The 18,582-nt window shown below is 66.8% G+C and carries 18 protein-coding genes; 8 read left to right on the top strand and 10 right to left on the bottom strand.

Annotation, left to right across the window (positions count from 1 at the left end):
- The first annotated feature begins 375 nt into the window (after nt 1-375).
- Nucleotides 376-771 (top strand): hypothetical protein, encoded by a 396-nt coding sequence (locus tag ACP693_RS05575; RefSeq protein ID WP_426018293.1) that lies wholly within the window; start codon nt 376-378, stop codon nt 769-771.
- A gap of 89 nt (nt 772-860) precedes the next feature.
- Here the strand turns inward: ACP693_RS05575 and ACP693_RS05580 are convergent, their stop codons facing one another.
- Together ACP693_RS05580 and ACP693_RS05585 are read right to left on the bottom strand one after the other, a co-directional pair.
- A complete protein-coding gene (locus ACP693_RS05580) occupies nt 861-3,953 on the bottom strand; it encodes an efflux RND transporter permease subunit (RefSeq protein ID WP_426018291.1) in 3,093 nt (1,030 codons plus the stop codon).
- A gap of 11 nt (nt 3,954-3,964) precedes the next feature.
- Complete coding sequence (locus ACP693_RS05585; RefSeq protein WP_426018289.1) at nt 3,965-5,116, bottom strand: efflux RND transporter periplasmic adaptor subunit; 1,152 nt, start codon at nt 5,114-5,116, stop codon at nt 3,965-3,967.
- A 195-nt stretch (nt 5,117-5,311) separates the two neighbouring features.
- Between ACP693_RS05585 and lepA the strand changes: the two genes are divergently transcribed.
- On the top strand, nt 5,312-7,120 hold the full coding sequence (gene lepA, locus ACP693_RS05590; protein WP_426018288.1) for a translation elongation factor 4: 1,809 nt from the start codon (nt 5,312-5,314) through the stop codon (nt 7,118-7,120).
- A gap of 196 nt (nt 7,121-7,316) precedes the next feature.
- Here the strand turns inward: lepA and ACP693_RS05595 are convergent, their stop codons facing one another.
- Entirely contained in the window at nt 7,317-8,069 is a 753-nt protein-coding gene (locus ACP693_RS05595) for an SDR family oxidoreductase (protein WP_426018287.1), read from the bottom strand.
- A 111-nt stretch (nt 8,070-8,180) separates the two neighbouring features.
- Here ACP693_RS05595 and ACP693_RS05600 point away from each other — a divergent pair, with 111 nt between their 5' ends.
- Together ACP693_RS05600 and ACP693_RS05605 are read left to right on the top strand one after the other, a co-directional pair.
- Nucleotides 8,181-8,585 carry a winged helix-turn-helix transcriptional regulator gene (locus ACP693_RS05600; protein WP_426018285.1) on the top strand — a complete coding sequence of 135 codons (405 nt, stop codon included), beginning with the start codon at nt 8,181-8,183 and terminating at the stop codon, nt 8,583-8,585.
- Nucleotides 8,586-8,715: 130 nt separating this feature from the next.
- A complete protein-coding gene (locus tag ACP693_RS05605) occupies nt 8,716-9,726 on the top strand; it encodes a sensor histidine kinase (protein WP_426018283.1) in 1,011 nt (336 codons plus the stop codon).
- 33 nt (nt 9,727-9,759) lie between these two features.
- On the opposite strand, the gene ACP693_RS05610 is transcribed toward ACP693_RS05605, so the two are convergent.
- Together ACP693_RS05610 and ACP693_RS05615 are read right to left on the bottom strand one after the other, a co-directional pair.
- On the bottom strand, nt 9,760-10,188 hold the full coding sequence (locus tag ACP693_RS05610) for a hypothetical protein (RefSeq protein WP_426018282.1): 429 nt from the start codon (nt 10,186-10,188) through the stop codon (nt 9,760-9,762).
- An 89-nt stretch (nt 10,189-10,277) separates the two neighbouring features.
- Complete coding sequence (locus ACP693_RS05615) at nt 10,278-10,607, bottom strand: DUF1491 family protein (protein ID WP_426018280.1); 330 nt, start codon at nt 10,605-10,607, stop codon at nt 10,278-10,280.
- 103 nt (nt 10,608-10,710) lie between these two features.
- On the opposite strand from ACP693_RS05615, the gene ACP693_RS05620 reads away from it, so the two are divergent.
- Nucleotides 10,711-11,523, top strand: coding sequence for a hypothetical protein (locus tag ACP693_RS05620; RefSeq protein ID WP_426018279.1), 813 nt, complete (start codon nt 10,711-10,713; stop codon nt 11,521-11,523).
- Between the two features lie 21 nt (nt 11,524-11,544).
- On the opposite strand, the gene ACP693_RS05625 is transcribed toward ACP693_RS05620, so the two are convergent.
- The gene (locus tag ACP693_RS05625) at nt 11,545-12,231 is read right to left on the bottom strand and encodes a hypothetical protein (protein WP_426018277.1); all 687 of its coding nucleotides are present in this window, start codon (nt 12,229-12,231) and stop codon (nt 11,545-11,547) included.
- Between the two features lie 117 nt (nt 12,232-12,348).
- Nucleotides 12,349-14,043, bottom strand: a complete 1,695-nt coding sequence (locus tag ACP693_RS05630; RefSeq protein WP_426018275.1) for a sensor histidine kinase — start codon at nt 14,041-14,043, stop codon at nt 12,349-12,351.
- 161 nt (nt 14,044-14,204) lie between these two features.
- Between ACP693_RS05630 and ACP693_RS05635 the strand changes: the two genes are divergently transcribed.
- Both ACP693_RS05635 and ACP693_RS05640 read left to right on the top strand, forming a co-directional pair.
- Complete coding sequence (locus ACP693_RS05635) at nt 14,205-14,651, top strand: SufE family protein (protein WP_426018274.1); 447 nt, start codon at nt 14,205-14,207, stop codon at nt 14,649-14,651.
- A gap of 68 nt (nt 14,652-14,719) precedes the next feature.
- A complete protein-coding gene (locus ACP693_RS05640) occupies nt 14,720-15,388 on the top strand; it encodes a hypothetical protein (protein WP_426018273.1) in 669 nt (222 codons plus the stop codon).
- A 4-nt stretch (nt 15,389-15,392) separates the two neighbouring features.
- Here the strand turns inward: ACP693_RS05640 and ACP693_RS05645 are convergent, their stop codons facing one another.
- From ACP693_RS05645 to ACP693_RS05655, 3 genes are all read right to left on the bottom strand, one after another.
- Nucleotides 15,393-16,133: a hypothetical protein gene (locus ACP693_RS05645; RefSeq protein WP_426018271.1), complete on the bottom strand. Its 741-nt coding sequence runs from the start codon at nt 16,131-16,133 to the stop codon at nt 15,393-15,395.
- Between the two features lie 120 nt (nt 16,134-16,253).
- The gene (locus ACP693_RS05650; protein ID WP_426018269.1) at nt 16,254-16,976 is read right to left on the bottom strand and encodes a DUF6456 domain-containing protein; all 723 of its coding nucleotides are present in this window, start codon (nt 16,974-16,976) and stop codon (nt 16,254-16,256) included.
- On the bottom strand, nt 16,973-17,326 hold the full coding sequence (locus ACP693_RS05655) for a chromosomal replication initiator DnaA (RefSeq protein ID WP_425985744.1): 354 nt from the start codon (nt 17,324-17,326) through the stop codon (nt 16,973-16,975). The genes ACP693_RS05650 and ACP693_RS05655 overlap by 4 nt, the downstream gene beginning before the upstream one ends.
- A 382-nt stretch (nt 17,327-17,708) precedes the next feature.
- Between ACP693_RS05655 and ctrA the strand changes: the two genes are divergently transcribed.
- Complete coding sequence (gene ctrA / locus ACP693_RS05660) at nt 17,709-18,410, top strand: response regulator transcription factor CtrA (RefSeq protein ID WP_135193504.1); 702 nt, start codon at nt 17,709-17,711, stop codon at nt 18,408-18,410.
- Nucleotides 18,411-18,582 lie beyond the last annotated feature (172 nt).

Here is an 18,582-nt window from a genome sequence, read left to right on the forward strand (position 1 = left end):
GGAATATGCGGGTCCTGTACCCGAACCCCGTGTGTTAGAATCGGGAATCTGGTATGAAGGTGAACTCGTCAGGGAGTATGTTGTCGCTGGGCTCGTGGAGCAAGACGTTCTGCCTTACGTGCTCACAATCACGGAGCGACCGTGCGTCGACGAGGAGGGTCGTGTTTCTCCCACGAGCGTCGATTGGGCTTTCGGGCCAGCCGCTCATCAAGCGGCCGGCTGCGGCGGCGAATTCCCGCGCGCGGACTCCAAGCTATGAGCGTTAGTGCGCAAGGCCGGCGGCATTCAAGCCGAGCAATCTTCGGGTATGGCGAGCGCAGCAGGGTGATGCGGACCCTTTGCTTCCTGGTGGTCGGCTTCCAAGTATCAGCCTGCATGATGCTCGAGCCCGATCCGCAGTTCGACCCAAAATTTGGAACAGGCTCGATCCTCTACGCCGCGCGGTTTCCAAACTGGGTTGTCGAAGTGAGAGAGGACGGCGTCACCCTGCGCGAAGGGACTGACATCACCTTCTACAGTGGCACGCCGACGGCGCTCTACGGTCAAACCGGTAACCGCTATGAGGGGTCGGCCCATCGAACCTTCATTGTTCAGGGGAACGCTCAGAAGGAGGTTATTTCCTTCCGAATGGATGTCGAGTTTTTGCCCTGCGAGTCCGGACCAGGCGCCTCCGAGACGAGTGTCGCCTATCTCGCTCTTGACGATGAGACGACGCCCGTGCGCGGCTGTGGGGGTCCACCTGAGCGTCATCCCATCTCGCGATTCCCATAAGCCGTCATAGAACTTCGGGGGCACGCGATTGAAGTTCCGCTAACGACCCTTTGCGGACCCGCCGAGGGTCCGCAAAGGGCTCACTGACCTCACTCCACCACGGTCCCCGGCTTCGGCTTGGCCAACTCCCGTTGTCCCGCCGTTGAGCGGCTCAGGATGCGGCGGCCCCAGCCGGCGATGTCGTCGACGATGGTGAAGATGGCCGGGATGTAGAGCAAGGACAGGAAGGTCGAGGAAATCAGGCCGCCCAGCACGGCGATGGCCATGGGCGAGCGGAACTGGACGTCGGCGCCCACACCCATGGCGATGGGCACCATGCCCGCCCCCATGGCGAAGGTGGTCATCAGGATGGGGCGGGCGCGCTTGTGCGCCGCGTCCATGATGGCCTCGTGGCGCGGCATGCCGTCCCGCTCGGCCATGATGACGTAATCGACCAGCAGGATGGAGTTCTTGGCCGCGATCCCCATCAGCATCAGCACCCCGATCAGGGCCGACATGGAGAAGTTGGCGCCCCCGATGGCCAGGGCGATGAAGGCGCCGCCGATAGCCAGCGGCAGGGCCGCCATGATGGTGATCGGATAGGCGAAGCTTTTGAACAGCAGCGTCAGAACCGCATACATCAGCAGGATGCCCGAGGCGAAGGCGATGGCGAAGCCGGTCAGCATCTCCTGGATGAACTCGGCGTCGCCGGCCGGCACCTGGCGCACGCCGGCGGGCAGGTTCTGGACCGAGGGCAGGCGGTTGACGGCTGCGCCTGCCGCGCCGGTGGCGATGCCGTCCAGCTCGGCGCTGATCGAGGCGATCCGCGACCGGTCCTGGCGGGTGACGGTGGCGGGACCGGCCCCGAACTGGATGTCTGCGACGGCGCTCAGCGGCACGGAGTTTCCGCCGTTGCCCGGAACGCGCAGGTTCTCCAGCACGCTCAGATCCTCGCGGGCTTCCTCGGTCAGTTGCAGACGGATCGGGATCTGGCGGTCGCCCAGGTTATATTTGGGCAGGTTCTGATCCACGTCGCCGATGGTGGCGACCCGCACGGCCTGAGAGATGGCGCCGGCCGAAACGCCGGCCAGGGCCGCCTCGTCGGGACGCGGCGTGACCAGGATTTCGGGACGGGCGATGGCGGCCGAGTTGACGACATTGGCCAGGCCGGGGACGCCGCGCATCTCCTCTTCGACCTTGCGCGCTGCGGCGTTCAGGGCGTCGGGATTATCGCTCAGGATCGAGAAGGTGTAGCTGGTGCCGTCGCCGGGGCCGCCGCCCTGCTGGGCGATGCCCGCACGGATGCGGGCGCCGGGGATCTGTTTCAGCTCGTCCACCATGGCGCGGGCGAAGGCCTGTTGGCTCAGGTCGCGATCGCCCTTGGGCACCATGTCGGCATAGACATTGGCCTGGGTCACGTCCTGACCGCCGATGGCGGCGTAGACGGAGGTCACCTCGGGCCGGGCCTCCAGCCTGCGGGTCACCTGCTGAACCACGGCGTCGGTCTGGCGCAGGGTCGAGCCGGGCGGCAGTTCGACCTGGAAGGCGGCGCGGGCCGTGTCGCCGGGCGACATGAACTCGAACGACATCTTGGCCACGATGGCCGTGCCGACCGATCCAACCAGGAACAGGATGCCGATGACGAACACCTTCCACCGGTTGCCCAGCGACCAGCGCAGCGCCTTCAGATAGCCGCCCATCCAGAACGGATCCTTGTCCTCGTGATGGCTGTGCTTGAGGATGAAGGCCGCCATCAGCGGCGTCAGGGTCCGCGCGACCAGCAGCGAGAAGGCCACGGAGACACAGGCCGCCAAGGCGAAGGCCTTGAAGAACTGGCCGATGATGCCCGGCATGAAGCCGACGGGCGCGAAGACGGCGATGATGGTGGCGGTGGTGGCCACGACCGCCAGGCCGATCTCGTCGGCCGCCTCCAGCGAGGCGTCATAGGGCGGTTTGCCGTCGCGCATGTGGCGGACGATGTTCTCGATCTCCACGATGGCGTCGTCGACCAGGATGCCGATGGTCAGCGACAGGGCCAGCAGGGTCACCACGTTCAGCGACTGGTCCAGCGGGCCCAGGATGGCGAAGGTCGGGATCAGCGACATCGGCATGGCCGTCGCCGCGATGAAGGTGGCCCGCCAGTCGCGCAGGAAGATGAAGACGATGATGACGGCCAGCACGGCGCCCAGCAGCAGGGCCTCCAGCGAGGCCAGATAGGATTCCTCGATCTGTTCGACGCTGGCGGTGACCTGGCTGATCGTCAGTTCGGGGTGGGCGTCGTCGAGTTTCTTGACCTCTTCGCGGACCCGTTCGGCGACCTTGACCTCGGACGCGGTGCGCGAGCGCAGGAAGTTGAAGGTCACGGCCTCCTGGCCGTTGTAGCGGGCCAGGCGGCGCGGCTCGCTCCACTTGTCCTCGACCTTGCCCAGATTATCCAGACGCACCGTCTTGCCGTCGCCCAGCGGGATCAGGGTGCCGCTCAGCTGCTCGACCGAGGTCGCGGCGCCCAGGGTGCGCACGGCGCGCTCGGACCCGGCGATGGTGACGCGGCCGCCCGGCAGGTTGTTGTTGACGTTGTTCAGCGCCTGGCTGACCTCGGCGGCGGTGACGCCGTAGGCGGACAGCCGTTGTGGATCCAGCTCGACGCGGATCTCGCGATCCACCCCGCCCGAGCGGTTGACCTCGCCCACGCCGCCCAGGGCCAGCAGGCCGCGGCTGACCTCGTTGTCGATGAACCAGCTGATCTCTTCCGGCGTCATGGTCGGCGAGCGGACCACATAGGTGATCAGGGCGTCGCCGGTGATGTCGATGCGCTGAACCGCCGGTTCCTGCATGTCCTGTGGCAAGGACGCGCGCAGGCCCGTCATGGCGTTGCGCACGTCGTTGGTGGCGCGGTCGGTGTCTGTGCCCAGCTCGAACTCGATCGTCGTGGAGGACACACCGTCGGTGATGTTGGACGTTATGTGACGCACGCCCGACAGGCCGGCCAGCGAATCCTCGATCAGGCGCGTGACCTGGACCTCCATCTCCGCCGGGGCCGAGCCGGGGCGGGCGGCCGTGACGGCGACCAGGGGGAAGTCGATGTCGGGGTTTTGATTGATCCGCATCCCCATGAAGCCGACCACGCCGCCGAGCGTCAGCAGCAGGAACAGCAGGATGATCGGGATCGGGTTCTTGATCGCCCAGGACGACATCTGATTCATGGTCGTCGGTCCTACTTGGTGGCAGGTTGGGCGGGCGCGGCGGCCGGCGCTGCGCCCACGGCCTGGGCCACGTTGACGCGGTCGCCTTCGTTCAGGAAGCCGGCCCCGTCCACGGCGACGCGGACGCCGACGTTGACGCCGCTGACCGCCGTCTGGGTCTCGGTGCGCGACAGGATGGTCACCGGCTGGAAGTGGACCGTGCTGTCGCCGTTCACGACGAAGACGCCGGGCTTGTTCTCGCGATACAGCACCGCGCCAGTCGGCACGGTGGTCGCGGGCTGGTCGCCGACGGCGATGTCGGCGCGGGCGAACATGCCGGGACGCAGCTGGGCGCCGGGCGACAGCGAGATGCGCGCCAGACCCAGGCGGGTGGTGGCGTTGACCTCGGGCGTGACGATGCGGACCGATCCGGTGGTCTGACCCGCCTCGCTGGAGGTCACGGTCGCCGACTGGCCGGCGCGGATCAGGCCCAGTTCGGTCTCGGGCACCTGGGCGTCCAGCTCCAGCCGGCCGTCGCGGACCATGCGGAACAGTTCTGTCCCGGCGGCGATGATCTGGCCCTTGGTCACGCTGCGGCTGATGATCAGGCCGCCAACGGGCGCGCGGATGGTCGCTTGGGAAAGCTGCGTCTGGGTCTGGGCCAGGGTCGCGCGGGCGGCCGCCAGATTGGCGTTGGAGGCGCGCTGGTTGGCCAGGGCCGTGTCCAGCGACGCCTGGCTGAGGAAGCCGCGTTCCTTCAGCTGCTGGGCGCGATCCAGGGCGGCGTCGTCACGCGACACATTGGCCTGGGCCAGCTGGACCTGCGCCTGCTGCTGCTGCAGCTGGGCGCGCAGCAGGACGTCGTTCATCTGCACCAGGGGCTGGCCCTGACGGACGTAGGAGCCTTCGTCCACATAGACGGCGACGGCGGTCAGGCCGCCGGTCTCGGCCGCCACCGGCACCTCTTCCCAGGCCGAGACGGTGCCCGATGCGGTCACGGTGCGGTTCAGGCTGGTCTGCGAGACGGTCGCGGCGCTGACGGTCTGGCGCGAGCCGCCTGCGGCCTTTTCGCCCGTCTTTTCGTCGCCATTTCCGCCGCAGCTCGCCAGCAGGAAGGCCGACAGGGCCATGGCGCCGACGTTCAGCTTTCCGAAGCTGGGGGCGGTTCGGGTCGTCTTGGACACGGGGGGAATCCTCGGTTGCAGGCGAAGCGGATCGCCGGCTCGCGCCGGTTATCGAGAGGTCTGTCCCATACCGCGTCCGCGAAACCTTCTCAAACGGCGAAGGCGTTTATTGCGAAGGCTTAATGTGACGTAAGGCGCGGGCTGGATCGGCCGTGCGACTGGTCCCCGCCCTCTACGCGTGATAGGGGCGCGCGGATGACGACTCCCCCTATCTCGAACATTCGTAACTTCAGCGTGGTCGCGCACATCGACCACGGCAAGTCGACCCTGTCCGACCGACTGATCCAGCACACCGGCGGCCTGACCGCGCGCGAGATGTCCGAGCAAGTGCTCGACAACATGGACATCGAAAAGGAACGGGGCATCACCATCAAGGCACAGACCGTGCGCCTGAACTACAAGGCCAAGGACGGCCAGGACTATGTCCTGAACCTGATGGACACGCCCGGCCACGTGGACTTCGCCTATGAGGTCAGCCGGTCTCTGGCGGCGTGCGAGGGCTCGCTGCTGGTGGTGGACGCCTCGCAAGGGGTCGAGGCCCAGACCCTGGCCAACGTCTATCAGGCCATCGACAACAACCACGAGATCGTCCCCGTCCTGAACAAGGTCGATCTGCCGGCGGCCGAGCCCGAGCGGGTCCGGGCCCAGATCGAGGACGTCATCGGCATCGACGCCTCCGAAGCCGTCCTGTGCAGCGCCAAGTCCGGCATCGGCATCGAGGACGTGCTGGAGGCTATCGTCACTAAGCTTCCGGCGCCCAAGGGCGACCCGAACGCCCCGCTGAAGGCCATGCTGGTCGACGCCTGGTACGACCCCTACCTCGGCGTCGTCGTCCTGGTCCGCGTCTTCGACGGGGTTCTGAAGACCGGCATGCGGGTCAAGATGATGCGCAACGGGTCGACCCACCTGATCGACCGCGTCGGCGTCTTCCTGCCCAAGAACACCCCTGTGGAGCAACTCGGCCCCGGCGAGGTCGGCTTCATCACCGCCCAGATCAAGGAAGTGGCCCACGCCGCCGTTGGCGACACCATCACGGATGAAAAGAAGCCGACCGCCGAACCGCTGAAGGGGTTCAAGGAGGTCCAGTCGGTGGTCTTCTGCGGCCTGTTCCCGGTGGACGCCGCCGATTTCGAGGACCTGCGCGCCGCCATCGGCAAGCTGCGGCTCAACGACGCCTCCTTCACCTATGAGATGGAATCCAGCGCCGCGCTTGGCTTCGGCTTCCGCTGCGGCTTCCTCGGTTTGCTGCACCTGGAGATCATTCAGGAGCGTCTGAGCCGCGAGTTCAACCTCGACCTGATCGCGACGGCGCCGTCGGTGGTCTACAAGATCGGCCTGCGCGACGGCTCCGAGATCGACCTGCACAACCCGGCCGACCTGCCCGACGTGATGCAGATCGAGACCATTTCCGAGCCCTGGATCAAGGCCACCATCCTGACGCCCGACGAATACCTCGGCAGCGTCATCAAGCTGTGCCAGGACCGCCGCGGCTCGCAGGTCGAACTGTCTTACGTCGGCAGCCGCGCCATGGTGGTCTACGAACTGCCGCTGAACGAGGTGGTGTTCGACTTCTACGACCGGCTGAAGTCGATCTCGAAGGGCTACGCCTCGTTCGATTACGAGATCACCGAATACAAGGTCGGCGACCTGGTGAAGATGTCCATCCTGGTCAACGCGGAACCGGTGGACGCCCTGTCCATGCTGGTCCACCGCGCCCGCGCCGAGACGCGCGGCCGGGGCATGGTCGAGAAGATGAAGGAGCTGATCCCGCCCCACCTGTTCGTCATCCCGATCCAGGCGGCCATCGGCGGCAAGATCATCGCCCGCGAGACCGTGCGCGCGCTCCGCAAGGACGTGACCTCCAAATGCTACGGCGGCGACGCCACCCGCAAGAAGAAGCTGCTGGAGAAGCAGAAGGCCGGCAAGAAGAAGATGCGTCAGTTCGGCAAGGTTGAAATCCCGCAGGAAGCCTTCATCGCGGCTCTGAAGATGGACGACGATTGATCGTCTAGCGACAATCTTCTCCCTCCCCCTGCGGGGGAGGGTGGTCGCGTAGCGACCGGGTGGGGGCGGCCCGGTAAAGCCTCACGGACCTCGTTTGAAGTCAGATCGGTGCGCGGTCGCCTGCCGCCCCCACCCGGCTTCGCCTGCGGCTCAGCCACCCTCCCCCGCAGGGGGAGGGAGAGGTTTTAGCGCCGCCTCAGTACGCCCCGTTCAACTGCTCGAACACGGCCTCATAGCCCTTCGCTTCGGCGAAGCGCAGGGGCTTGACCCGTTCGACCAGGATCTCGCCGCGCGGGGTTTCGCCGCGTTCGATCAGGCCGATCACCTCGGCGGTGAAGTCGGCGAGGGGCATGTAGGCGGGGTTGTCGGCATGGCCGGGCATCAGGTCGGTGGCCACGCCGGGCGGCGCCAGTTCCAGCACCTCGACGCCGGTGTCGCGCAACTGATGACGCAGCGACTGGGTCCAGGAATGGATCGCCGCCTTGGTCGCATTGTAGGTCGGTGTCGCCGTCAGCGGAATGAAGGCCAGGCCCGAGGTCACCGTCATGATCGTCGCCTCGGCTTGCGCCGTCAGGTGCGGCAGGAGCGCGGCGGTCATGCGGATCGGCCCCAGCAGATTGGTGGTGATGGTCGCCTCGGCGGTCGCCAGGTCGAAGGGCCGGGCCTTGATGTCCTCCAGCTTCATGATGCCGGCGTTCAGGATGACGGCGTTCAGTGCCGGGTGATCCTTGACCACCTGGACGCCGAAGGCGGCGATGGCGGCGGCGTCATCCACATCCAGCGTCGCCCACGCCATGCCGGGATTGGCGGCGGCCGTTTCCTTCAGCACGCCCTCGCGGCGGCCGGTGATGATGACCTGATTGCCGCGCGCATGCAGGGTTTCGGCCAGGGCCCGGCCGATGCCGGTGCCGCCGCCGGTGATCAGAATGGTGTTGCCGGTGATGTTCATTCGGGCGCCTTTCAGGGGTGCGTTAGCGATGGCGATGAACTATGGCTTACGCTCTCCATTAGAAAGTAGGCACCAGGAACTGCCATACTTACCCAAGCGAAAGATTTGGACATGACGGCCGTTCCGCCCGCAAGAATTTCTCATCCCGAGACTGGCGAGACCGCCGATCCCCGCGTCGAGGCCCTGGTCAACGACGTGATCGGCCGGGTGGCGGACAAGTGGACGATGCTGATCCTGGAGGTCCTGGCCGAACACGGCGAGCAGCGCTTCACCCGCGTCGGCGAGCTGGTCGGCGGCATCAGCCAGAAGATGCTGACCCAGACCCTGCGTCAGATGGAGCGCGACGGCCTGGTGATCCGCACCGTCCACCCGGTCATCCCGCCCAGGGTCGAATACCGCCTGACCGACCTGGGCGTCACCCTGGCCGAAGCCTTCTGCGGCGTCTGGACCTGGGCCGAAAAGAACATCGACCGCATCGAGACGGCGCGGGCCGCGTTCGATGGGCGCAAGGTGTAAACGCCGCCGCCGCTGAACCCGGCAGCCTTGCCATAAGCTCGGCGCACCCCCTAATGGGCCCAACGTCGCGTGGCTCGCGGCAAGTGCGTCCGCAGCGTCGGGCGCGCGTTTTGAAGGCTCTCGACACGCCATGACCAAGACCGCCGACGATCTGAAGCCGCTTCTTTGGGAGCCCCGGAACCTGGTGCGCGCCATCAAGGCCGCCGGGGTTACGCTCTGGTCCTGGAATGTCGATACCGACGCCCTAGCGATGGACGACGCCGCCTATGACCTGTGGGGCATTCCTCACCGCAAGGATGTGTGTTTCGAAGATCTGTCCGCCCATATCCACCCGGCGGATCGCGACAGGGTGCGTGCGGCCTTCAGTGCGACCCGCTCGCTGATCGGTCCCTATGAGATCGACTTCCGGATCATGATCGGCGACGAACTGAAGTGGATTTCGGCCCGCGGTCAGGGCGACGATTTCGGCATCGTCAACCGGCTGATGTTCGGCATCTTCATCGACGTCACCGATCGCAAACAGGCCGAGGAAGGCCGCGAGCTTCTGGCCGGTGAAATGAGCCATCGGGTCAAGAACCTGCTCACTATCGCCTCGGGCCTGGCCAAGATCACCTCCCGCTCGACCACGAGCACGAAGGAGATGGCCGACGAACTGACCCTGAGGCTGACCGCCCTGGGGCGCGCGCACGACCTGGTCCGACCGGTGCCGGGCCAGACCGAAGCCCCCTCGGCCCTGCTGGGCGACCTGCTGTCCGTGCTGCTGGCGCCCTACGACGATCTGGGCGCCTTCACCGGGCGCATACGGGTGTCCGTGCCGCGCACGAGCGTCGGCGAAACCTCCATCACCATCGTGGCGCTGGTGGTGCACGAACTGGCGACCAACTCGCTGAAATACGGGGCGCTGTCGTCCGATGCAGGCACGCTGGACGTCTCCTGCTCGGCCCAGGACGAGGCGGTCACTCTGGTGTGGACCGAATGCGGCGGACCCAAGGTCGCGGCGCCGACGGGGACGATGGGCTACGGCAGCAAACTGGTGGAGCGCAGCGTCACCGGCCACCTTCGCGGATCCATCGACTATGACTGGGCGGAGGAGGGGCTGATCGTGACGCTCCAGGTCAATCCCGCACGCCTGGCCACCTAGGGCTGCACCTGAACGAAAGCAGACCCGCTCTCCTCAGCGTCGCAGCATTTCGACCGTGCCGATGGCGCCGCCGATCGGGGTGAATCGAACCCTCAAGTCGAGCGAACCCGCAAACCCCTGACGTATGCGGCTCGCCAGGGTGAAGATCATCCTCATGCCGCCTGAGCCTGATGTGACGACCAGCCTGCCGTCGCGTATCCGGCATTGCGCGGGTTCGCTGTCGACGACGCAGGTCAGCCGGTCGCCGGATCGGGCCGTGATCGTGAGCGGCTGAACCAGCGGCCCGCCGTCCTTGGACTGGAAGGTGAGGGTGCGGCCCTGTCCCTGGACGGGCGTCATTCGAAGAGACCATTCGCCGATCACGTCGCGGCTGGTGATCGGTGCGGCGGTTTGAGCCAGTGCGGCGCTACCGATAAGCGCCGACGCCAAAACGGCGGCGACGATCCAATTCTGTTTGACCATGCCATCCTCCAAACGTCCCTCCACGGATGCATCGAACGATAACCGACGATTGGCACGTGAATTTTTGGACAGCTTGGTGGGAGGGCCACCTACCCCTGCACCTTCTCCGTGATGAAGTGCCGGCCCTGTTTGTCCTCGATCTCGACCACCCACAGGTCGGGATCATACCCCCGCTGGCGGGCGATGTAGGCGTCCAGTTCGCTTTCGCTGTCGCTTGTCACCGGCTGGATCCACAGGCGGTCGCCGTCGGTTCCGAAGGCCTCGGTGTAGAGACGGGCGGTGCGGGTGGAGGTGTCATAGGCCTTGACGATGACCGAGCCGGCGCGGTCGTCGCCCTTGGCGACCACGGTCGCATAGGCGCCCTCGATCTGGGCGCGGCGGATCAGGGCGCTGACCCACAGGTCGCTGGAAAGAAGCAATTCGCTAACCCTGCTCGAACACGGAACCCCAACCCTAGCGGGCTAGGGTGGCGGCATGAGGATAGGCCTTTCCCCCCGGCGGACCCAAGCCCTGATATCGGCCGTGCTGATCGCCGCGACCCCCGTGGTCGCGCTCGCCGCGCCGCAGGACCGCTTCTATGAGCGCAGCTTCGTGCTGGCTGCCAACGACCGTTGCGGCCTGTTCGAACCGCAACTGACCGCCGCCCTGACCGCCGCCGCCTATCAGGCCCGGGGCGCGGCCCTGCGCGCGGGCGCCAACGACCGTCAGCTGGCCGAGACGGCGCAGCGGGCGCGGGCGCGGGCGGGATCGACGCCGTGCGGTTCCGCCGATCTGAAGACGGTCAGCGGCCGGGTCCAGACCGCCTTTTCCGGCTGGTCGCGCGTGACTAAGATGGAGTTTCCCGGCGAGCGTCGGCGCTGGAGCGCGGACCGCGCGGCCTACGCCCGCCCGACCTGGCGGCTGATGCAGGCGACCGTGACCGGCGCCTCGCCGGTGCGGTTCGGCGTGGTGGGCGGCATGGACCGGCCCGATCAACTGGCGGCCGTGGTGTCCTGGCAGGGGCGGTCGCGGCCGACCGGGGTGCGGGTGGTGATGCGCGACCACACGGTGGCGCCGCGTCCGTGGCTGGCGCACGACCTGCCGCCGGTCGTCCAGCGCCGTGCCTTCTGGGCCGCCGGGGTGACCAGCGCCGACGCCATGCTGCTGTCCGAAGGCAGCCCGGCCGGTCAGGCCTGGCTGTTCCCCGCCGCCGCCGCCGACGCCCTGTCGGCGCTGGACCCGCGCGAGGTCTTCACCGTCGAATTCCTGTTCCGCGACGGCAGTATCGCCCGCTCGACATTCGAGGCCGGGGATTTTGCGGCGGGCCGGGCGTTCCTGGCGATGGGGCAGGTTTAGGCGGGCGCGAGGCGTTCGTCCTTAGCGATCTTTGGGGCTGCTCGCTTCCGGGTTCAACGCTCGCGCGTCCTCTGGAACGGCGCGCTTTTCTGAGATCTGAGGTACCGGCACCGTCTCCATCGGAGACGTATGTGCGACCCGCTCCGGGGCAGTCAGCGCCTTAATTGTGAATAAGCCAAATGCTGCAATACCGATAACTGCTGAAACCAAGCTCGCGACTGCGAACCCGATGCCCCACGATCGAAAAGTTTCGCCAGTTCTATCGTGTGCTTCGCCTTCTGGGGTCGTTTGAACAAACGGGTAGGAAAAGGACGTTTCCCGACGGTCGTGTCCGGCTGCGTAATACACTGCAACGAAATAAGCGCAGAATGCTGCGGCTATTGCGAACAGCAGACCCAATCCTAGACCGCCAAGTGAGGCGAGGAGGGGAGCAACATCTAACTGTGATCGGCGCTGAGTGAGCGAGCCCAGAAACGCTAAGATTGCGACCAGCGAACCGCCTTGGACGGTCACCAATGTCTTCAAGACAAAGTCGCTGGCTTTCCATGCTTGATCTTGAAGCGTCTGCGATGCGTGACGATGAGCGCTGTGGTGCGCATGCGCGTTGCGCTCATTGGACTCCGTGACGAACGTCTGGAGCCATTCTGGCAAGCGCTCCCAAGCTTCAGGTTTGAAGCCATAAACGAGCGTGTCGTTCTTTTCAGACATCAGATGCCCCCTCGATGTCAGACTGACACTTTCGAGTCCTGATACCAAGTGGCGCTAACTAGGCTCGTCGAGGGCGTATCTAAGCCAATACCCCGCAGCTTAAATGTCTAGCAGGTATCAAGCCCCGACCGTGACCGGCGTCGCTTCAGCGGCAGCCTCGCTCGCCTCCCCCACCACCATCACCGGCAACCGGATCATTACGGCCGCGCCTTCGCCCAGGGTGCTGTCGATGGTCATGCGGCCGCCGTGCAGTTCGGTGAGGGAGCGGACCAGGGACAGGCCCAGGCCCGTGCCTTGGGCCTTCTGATCCGCGCCGCCGGCCTGTTCGAAGGGGCGGCCCAGGCGTTTGAGGTCTTGCGGCGCGATGCCGACGCCGGTGTCGGACACGACCAGGTCCAGGTCCGGGCCGTCGGCGTCCAGGGTGATGGTGACCGAGCCGCCGGCGGGGGTGAACTTGACCGCATTGGACAGCAGGTTCAGCGCCATCTGCTTCAGGGCGCGGGCGTCGGCGCGGACCTTGACCGGCTCGGACGGCAGGACGGCGGCGAGGTCCACCCCCTTGTCGTCGGCCTGGAGCCGGACCAGGGCGACGGCGGCGGACACGGCGTCGCGGGCGTCAAAGGCCTCCATGACCAGCTGGTAGCGTTCGGCCTCGATCTTGGACAGGTCCAGCACGTCGTTGATCAGGTCCAGCAGGTGGCCGCCCGCCTGGTGGATGGCGTCGGCGTATCCGGCGTAGCGGTCGGGCAGGGGGCCGAACAGCTTCTGGCGCATGATGTCCGCGAAACCGATGACGGCGTTCAGGGGGGTGCGCAGCTCGTGGCTCATGTTCGCCAGGAAGCGGGTCTTGCCGGCGGACTGGGCCTCGGCCTCGACGCGGGCGGTCTCCAGCCCCAGCTCGCGGGCGAACTGGGCCGTGCCGTCGAAGGCCTGGGCGATCAGGCGGGGGTGATCCGCATCGTGCTGGAACGGCCCCAGGATCATGACCACGCGCCGGTCCAGGGCGATGCGCGGGGTGAACTGGACCTCGACCTGCTGGCCCGACAGGGCGCGGGCAAGCGCAGCGGACACGGCCGGGCGGTCGGGCGCATGGACGGCCGAGATCAGCCCCTGTTCGCTGAGGGCCAGCACCGACAGGGCGGGCGGCGGATTGCCCCAGGTCGCCACGGCGCGGCCGGACGGATCGAGCAACAGGGTCAGGGCCGGCTGGTCTTCCAAGAGGGCGGCGATGCGGGCGGCCTCGTCTTCGGCGTCGCCCAGACGCCGCTGGCGGTCGCTCCAGGTCAGGCGCATGGCGGCGATGATCGCGCCCATGGCCAGCAGGCCGGACACGGCCGCCAGCAGGGGGCCTTGCGCCTCCGGCCCGTTCAGCCAGGTCGAGATCAGGCCCGACAGCAGCGGCAGGATGACCGCGAAGGCGCCCAGCCGCGTCAGCCGGTCGGCGCCTGTCCTGCCGTGATCCAGGGCGATGCCAGCGGCCAGAGGCATCAGGATCAGCCCCGGCAAGGCCCCGGTCGCGCCGCCCGTCAGCCCCGCCAACGCCGTGGCGGCCAGCAGCCAGCCCGCCATGGTTGCGAACCGCAGACCCGCGGTGTCGCGCACCATCAGCACCACGCCGAAGATGCCGGGGAAGGCCATGATCAACAGAGCCGCCAGAGGCGCGTCCTTCAACCCGTCCAGCATCTGGGCCGCCAGGGCCGTCAGGCTGATCGCCACGGCCCAGATCGCATGCCACAGGGCGACCAGCGGCGCGCCACTTTGCTCGTGGGGGCGTCGGTCGTCCTGTAATCTGGTGTGGGCGTCGGATTTCAAGCGGCGGGCCGTTGTTCTGTCTGCATCCAGACTAGTCTCCGCCTTGAGTCGGAGCGAGGCCGCTCCCCCGTAAGGCGAACCCCATGGCGGCGTTCACCATGAATATCGGGGGACAAAACGGCCGGTTGTCGTTAACGGCCCGGCGGCCTATCTGGCGGGCCATGAGCGCGCGCACCCCTCCGACCGAGACCATTGACCAGACCCTGGCCGAACTGGCCGACGATTTCGACCTGCTGGGCGATTGGGAGCAGCGGATCGAATATGTGATCGAACTGGGCAAGGGGCTGGCCCCGCTGGACGATGCCGACCGGATCGAGACCAACAAGGTGCCGGGCTGCGCCGCCCAGGTCTGGCTGGCCGTGAAGCCGACCGAGGATCGGCTGTGGTTCGCCGCCGACAGCGACAGTCCCATGTCAAAGGGCAACATCGCTTTGCTCCTGAAGCTGTATTCTGGCCGAGCTCCATCCGAAATTTTAGGCTTCGATGCGCGCACAGCATTGGACCGCCTTGGACTTCCGTCTGCACTCATCCCCCAGCGAGCTAACGGCCTCTACAATATGGTCGGCCGCATTCGCCAGGCGGCCCAGAGCGCGACGTCAGCGGTCTGATAGCCTAAGGCGCTTGCCACCGGCGGCCCGACGACCCACCATCGCGGGATGTGGACGAGGGACGCGGAATGGACCTGCTGAAGATCCTGCGCAGTTTCGAGGAGTTTCTCTTCGAGGCGGTCAGCTGGCTGGTCTTCTATCCCCTGACTCTGTGGCGGATCCTGCGCGGGCCGCTGGCGGCGATGGACTATTCGGACCGCGAGCAGAGCGACAGCGAGGAGCATCGCTACGATGATGCGCTCAGCCCGCCCCTGTTCCTGTTGGCCACCATCGTCATCGGCAATCTGATCGCTCTGGCCCTGCATGTGCCGCCGCCGCAAGAGACGTCGGAGACGACCCACATCCTGCTCGCCTCGCAGCAGAACCTGGTCCTGTTCCGCTCCCTGGCCTTCAGCCTGATCCCCCTGGTCGCCGCCGTGACCCTGCTGCGTCACGAGAAGAAGCGGATCAGCCGCGAGACCCTGCGCGCGCCCTTCTATGCGCAATGCTACCTCGCCGCCGTCTGCGCCGCCTGCGTCTCGGTGGGCGGGGCCATCTTCCAGCGGCCCGAACTGCCCAACGCCGTCGGCGCGACGATTATGATCGGCGGCGCGGCCTGGTTCCTGTTCATCCAGTCGCACTGGTTCGCCAGGCGACTGAACGTCTCAACGGCCAAGGGCGCCGGCATAGCGGTCTCGGCCGCCGTGCGGGCGGTGATCTATCTGTTCGCGGTCCTGATCCCGGTCGCCTTGATCTGAGGCCTCAGCCGGGGTCCATCGAGCGCACGTCGCCCGAGGCCGAGACGGTGCAGCGCGAACGATACGATCCGGTCGCCATCGTCAGCTCGAAATCGCCGCGTCCCAGGTCGCGCACGCCGATGGGCACGCTGGAGCCATAGGGGCGGCTCTGGAACTCGTCGGCGCGACGCGAGCAGGCCTGGCGCGCGGCGTATGGGGCGTTCTGAACCCAGCCGCTGTTGGCGTGGCGGCGGTTCTGACCCTCGTCCTCGCCGGCCAGGAAGCCTTCGTGATAGCCCTCGGTCTCGTGATTGGCGTCATAGTCGGCGCCGTGAAGGGCGGCCTCATAGCCGCGCTGATATTCCCGGTCGTGGTCGGCGTCGGCGTCGCGGTGGCGGCTGTTGTGGGCGGCGATCGCGGCGGCGAGGCCCACGATGGCGACCCCTGCCGCGATGGCCGTGGCGTTCGAGCGATCCGATCCGCCCGATCCGCACTCGCTGCGACCCGCCTGGTTGATCGAGGCGTAGCGGCCGTCACGCGTCATGATCGACACGCAGTCGTTGCCATTGCGCCAATAAGTCATGCGCCCGTCGCCGACGACCTCGGACCGATCCGTGGCCTGATAGCCGCGACGGTTCAGCTCGCCCTCGGCCTGGCCCGCGCGGGCGCCGACGAGGTCTCTGAGCGCAGAGGGCGTCTGGGCCGACGCCGGCAGGGCCGTCGCCAGCATCAGGGTGGACAGGGCGCAGGCCAGGGGACGGGACATGGGACGATCTCCGATTGTCAGGACATGCCGCAAACGATGCCACGACCGTTTTGGTTTCGAAAATCATCGTTATGGTTAAGGCGCAAAAAACAGGGTGCAATCTGTGCACTTCGTCTCAAATCAGCCGATCCCATAGTGGTCGGCCAGGGCCTGGAGCGCTTGTTTCAGGACCGTCTTGCCCTGGCGGCGACGCAGGCCTAGGCCGGTTTCGGCCAGTTGCAGGCTGTCGCCGTGGATGCAGATGCGGGTCAGGATGGGACGCAGGCGCGGGCCGACGGCGGCGAGCGCGCCCTCGACCCGGCGGGCGGCCAACAGGGCGCGGTCGGTGGGCTCCATCCGGGCGGCGGTGCCCGATCCGCTGTGGGGCAGGGCGTCCCAGCGCATGGTCAGGGACGGGCCCTTCATCGCCTGTTCGGCCTCGCGACGCAGCCGCTCGCCGGCGGCGGCCTCGGCCGGGGTCAGCCAGGGACGGCCCGAGGCGTCCTTGCGCCGCACAAGCCAGGCGATGGGGCTTTCGCCCAGGTTGGCGCGGTGGCGCACGATGCGGCCGTCGGCCTGGATCAGGTCGCGCTCGCCCGCGACGAAGCCGGGGCGGCCGGGGGGAGGGGGCGCGGTTTCGTCCGCCGTGGTTCGGGCGATCCAGCCGCCGCCGGGGCGCGCCCGCAGGCCCGGCTGATCGACCAGGGCGCGGAATTCGGCATCGGTCAGGGTCAGGCTAATGCGGCTGCGCCGATCCGCCGACAGGCGCAGCGCATAGACGCCCACACTCCCCGGGTTGTCGGCCCCCAGCCAGGCGCCGGGCCGCGCCATCAGCCCGCGCGCGCGTTCCAGCAGCCGGCTCATTGGACCAGGTCCAGGCGCGGGGTCTGGTACAGGCCCTGGATACAGGTCTCCAACTCGTTCAGCAGGTCATCGACGGGACGGCGTTCGCGCTCGTCCTCGACCCAGCGGCAGGCAGTCCCGACGCTGGCGCGATTGACGCCGAAGACGTGGCTGACCCTCTCCAGGGTCCAGCCGAAGGCCACGTGCGACAGATACATGGCCAGCCAGCGCGGCCGGGCGGCGCGCGGGTGCATCCGACCCCCGCCGATCATCTGCGACGGCTGCGCGCCCGTGCGCGCCGCGACCAGATGGATGGCCAGGCCCGCCTTGACCCGGTCCTCCTCGCTGACCGGCACCCTGTAGTCCTCCATGGCGAAACCCTCCCGCTCTCGAAATCGATGACGACACCATAGAGGGCCGCCGACCTTGAGATAGGAATAAAGTCCTACTGCGCGTCAAAGCCGGACGTGACGCCTTGCCTGCCTTGAGGTTGTGCAGGCGACCCTATGTCGGATGTCGGCGAGCGCAGGGGAGGAAGCGGCGAGGCGGGGCGACGTCGGCTGGCGCAACATGGTTAATAAATTTCGAATCGTTGACTCCGGCCACTCGACGGCGATTCGCAAATCAGCCTAGATTCGACTCAATCGGATGGCGTTAACCCTTCTTAAGGTTTTCACGTCTTAACTTGCGAACAAGGTTACCCAGACGTTCGTCGGGGTGGTTACCGCAAAGCTTTTGCCTGGAGGGGCACGTATGCGCGTCCTGTTGATTGAAGACGATCACGCAACCGCCCAAAGCATCGAACTGATGCTGAAGTCGGAAGGCTTCAACGTCTATACGACGGACCTGGGCGAAGAAGGCATCGATCTGGGCAAGATCTATGACTACGACCTCATTCTGCTTGACCTGAACCTGCCGGACATGAGCGGCCTGGAAGTCCTGCGCCAGCTGCGCGTCGGCAAGGTCAACACCCCGGTCATGATCCTGTCGGGCAGCCACGAGATCGAAACCAAGGTCAAGACCTTCGGCGGCGGCGCCGACGACTACATGACCAAGCCCTTCCACAAGGACGAGCTGATCGCGCGCACCCACGCCGTGGTCCGTCGCTCCAAGGGTCACGCCCAGGCGATCATCCACACCGGCGAGATCGCCGTGAACCTGGACGCCAAGACGGTCGAGGTGAACGGTCACCGCGTCCACCTGACGGGCAAGGAATACCAGATGCTGGAGCTGCTCTCGCTCCGCAAGGGCACCACCCTGACCAAGGAAATGTTCCTGAACCACCTGTACGGCGGCATGGACGAGCCCGAGCTGAAGATCATCGACGTCTTCATCTGCAAGCTGCGCAAGAAGCTGGCCACCGCCGCCGACGGCAAACACTATATCGAAACCGTCTGGGGCCGCGGCTACGTCCTGCGCGACCCGTCCGAGAGCGTCGTCACCGTCGCCGCCTGATAGATCCTCGATACGCCGATATCGAAACGCCCGCCGGAAACGGCGGGCGTTTTGCGTTTTCTCCCTCCCCTTCATGGGGAGGGGCGATCGCGCAGCGATCGGGGTGGGGCCCGAAGGGGCCTGAGTAAGGATCTGACAGCCCCACCCGGGCTCGGCTGCGCCTCGCCGTCCC

Source organism: Brevundimonas sp. TWP1-3 (assembly GCF_049896085.1).
GTDB lineage: Bacteria > Pseudomonadota > Alphaproteobacteria > Caulobacterales > Caulobacteraceae > Brevundimonas.

What these genes read in the sequence shown, in the direction of transcription:
- ACP693_RS05575 (WP_426018293.1), top strand. Translation starts at nt 376, where the DNA reads ATGATGCTCGAGCCCGATCCGCAGTTCGACCCAAAATTTGGAACAGGC.
- ACP693_RS05580 (WP_426018291.1), bottom strand. Translation starts at nt 3,953, where the DNA reads ATGAATCAGATGTCGTCCTGGGCGATCAAGAACCCGATCCCGATCATC.
- lepA (WP_426018288.1), top strand. Translation starts at nt 5,312, where the DNA reads ATGACGACTCCCCCTATCTCGAACATTCGTAACTTCAGCGTGGTCGCG.
- ACP693_RS05595 (WP_426018287.1), bottom strand. Translation starts at nt 8,069, where the DNA reads ATGAACATCACCGGCAACACCATTCTGATCACCGGCGGCGGCACCGGC.
- ACP693_RS05600 (WP_426018285.1), top strand. Translation starts at nt 8,181, where the DNA reads ATGACGGCCGTTCCGCCCGCAAGAATTTCTCATCCCGAGACTGGCGAG.
- ACP693_RS05605 (WP_426018283.1), top strand. Translation starts at nt 8,716, where the DNA reads ATGACCAAGACCGCCGACGATCTGAAGCCGCTTCTTTGGGAGCCCCGG.
- ACP693_RS05610 (WP_426018282.1), bottom strand. Translation starts at nt 10,188, where the DNA reads ATGGTCAAACAGAATTGGATCGTCGCCGCCGTTTTGGCGTCGGCGCTT.
- ACP693_RS05625 (WP_426018277.1), bottom strand. Translation starts at nt 12,231, where the DNA reads ATGTCTGAAAAGAACGACACGCTCGTTTATGGCTTCAAACCTGAAGCT.
- ACP693_RS05635 (WP_426018274.1), top strand. Translation starts at nt 14,205, where the DNA reads ATGAGCGCGCGCACCCCTCCGACCGAGACCATTGACCAGACCCTGGCC.
- ACP693_RS05640 (WP_426018273.1), top strand. Translation starts at nt 14,720, where the DNA reads ATGGACCTGCTGAAGATCCTGCGCAGTTTCGAGGAGTTTCTCTTCGAG.
- ACP693_RS05645 (WP_426018271.1), bottom strand. Translation starts at nt 16,133, where the DNA reads ATGTCCCGTCCCCTGGCCTGCGCCCTGTCCACCCTGATGCTGGCGACG.
- ACP693_RS05650 (WP_426018269.1), bottom strand. Translation starts at nt 16,976, where the DNA reads ATGAGCCGGCTGCTGGAACGCGCGCGCGGGCTGATGGCGCGGCCCGGC.
- ACP693_RS05655 (WP_425985744.1), bottom strand. Translation starts at nt 17,326, where the DNA reads ATGGAGGACTACAGGGTGCCGGTCAGCGAGGAGGACCGGGTCAAGGCG.
- ctrA (WP_135193504.1), top strand. Translation starts at nt 17,709, where the DNA reads ATGCGCGTCCTGTTGATTGAAGACGATCACGCAACCGCCCAAAGCATC.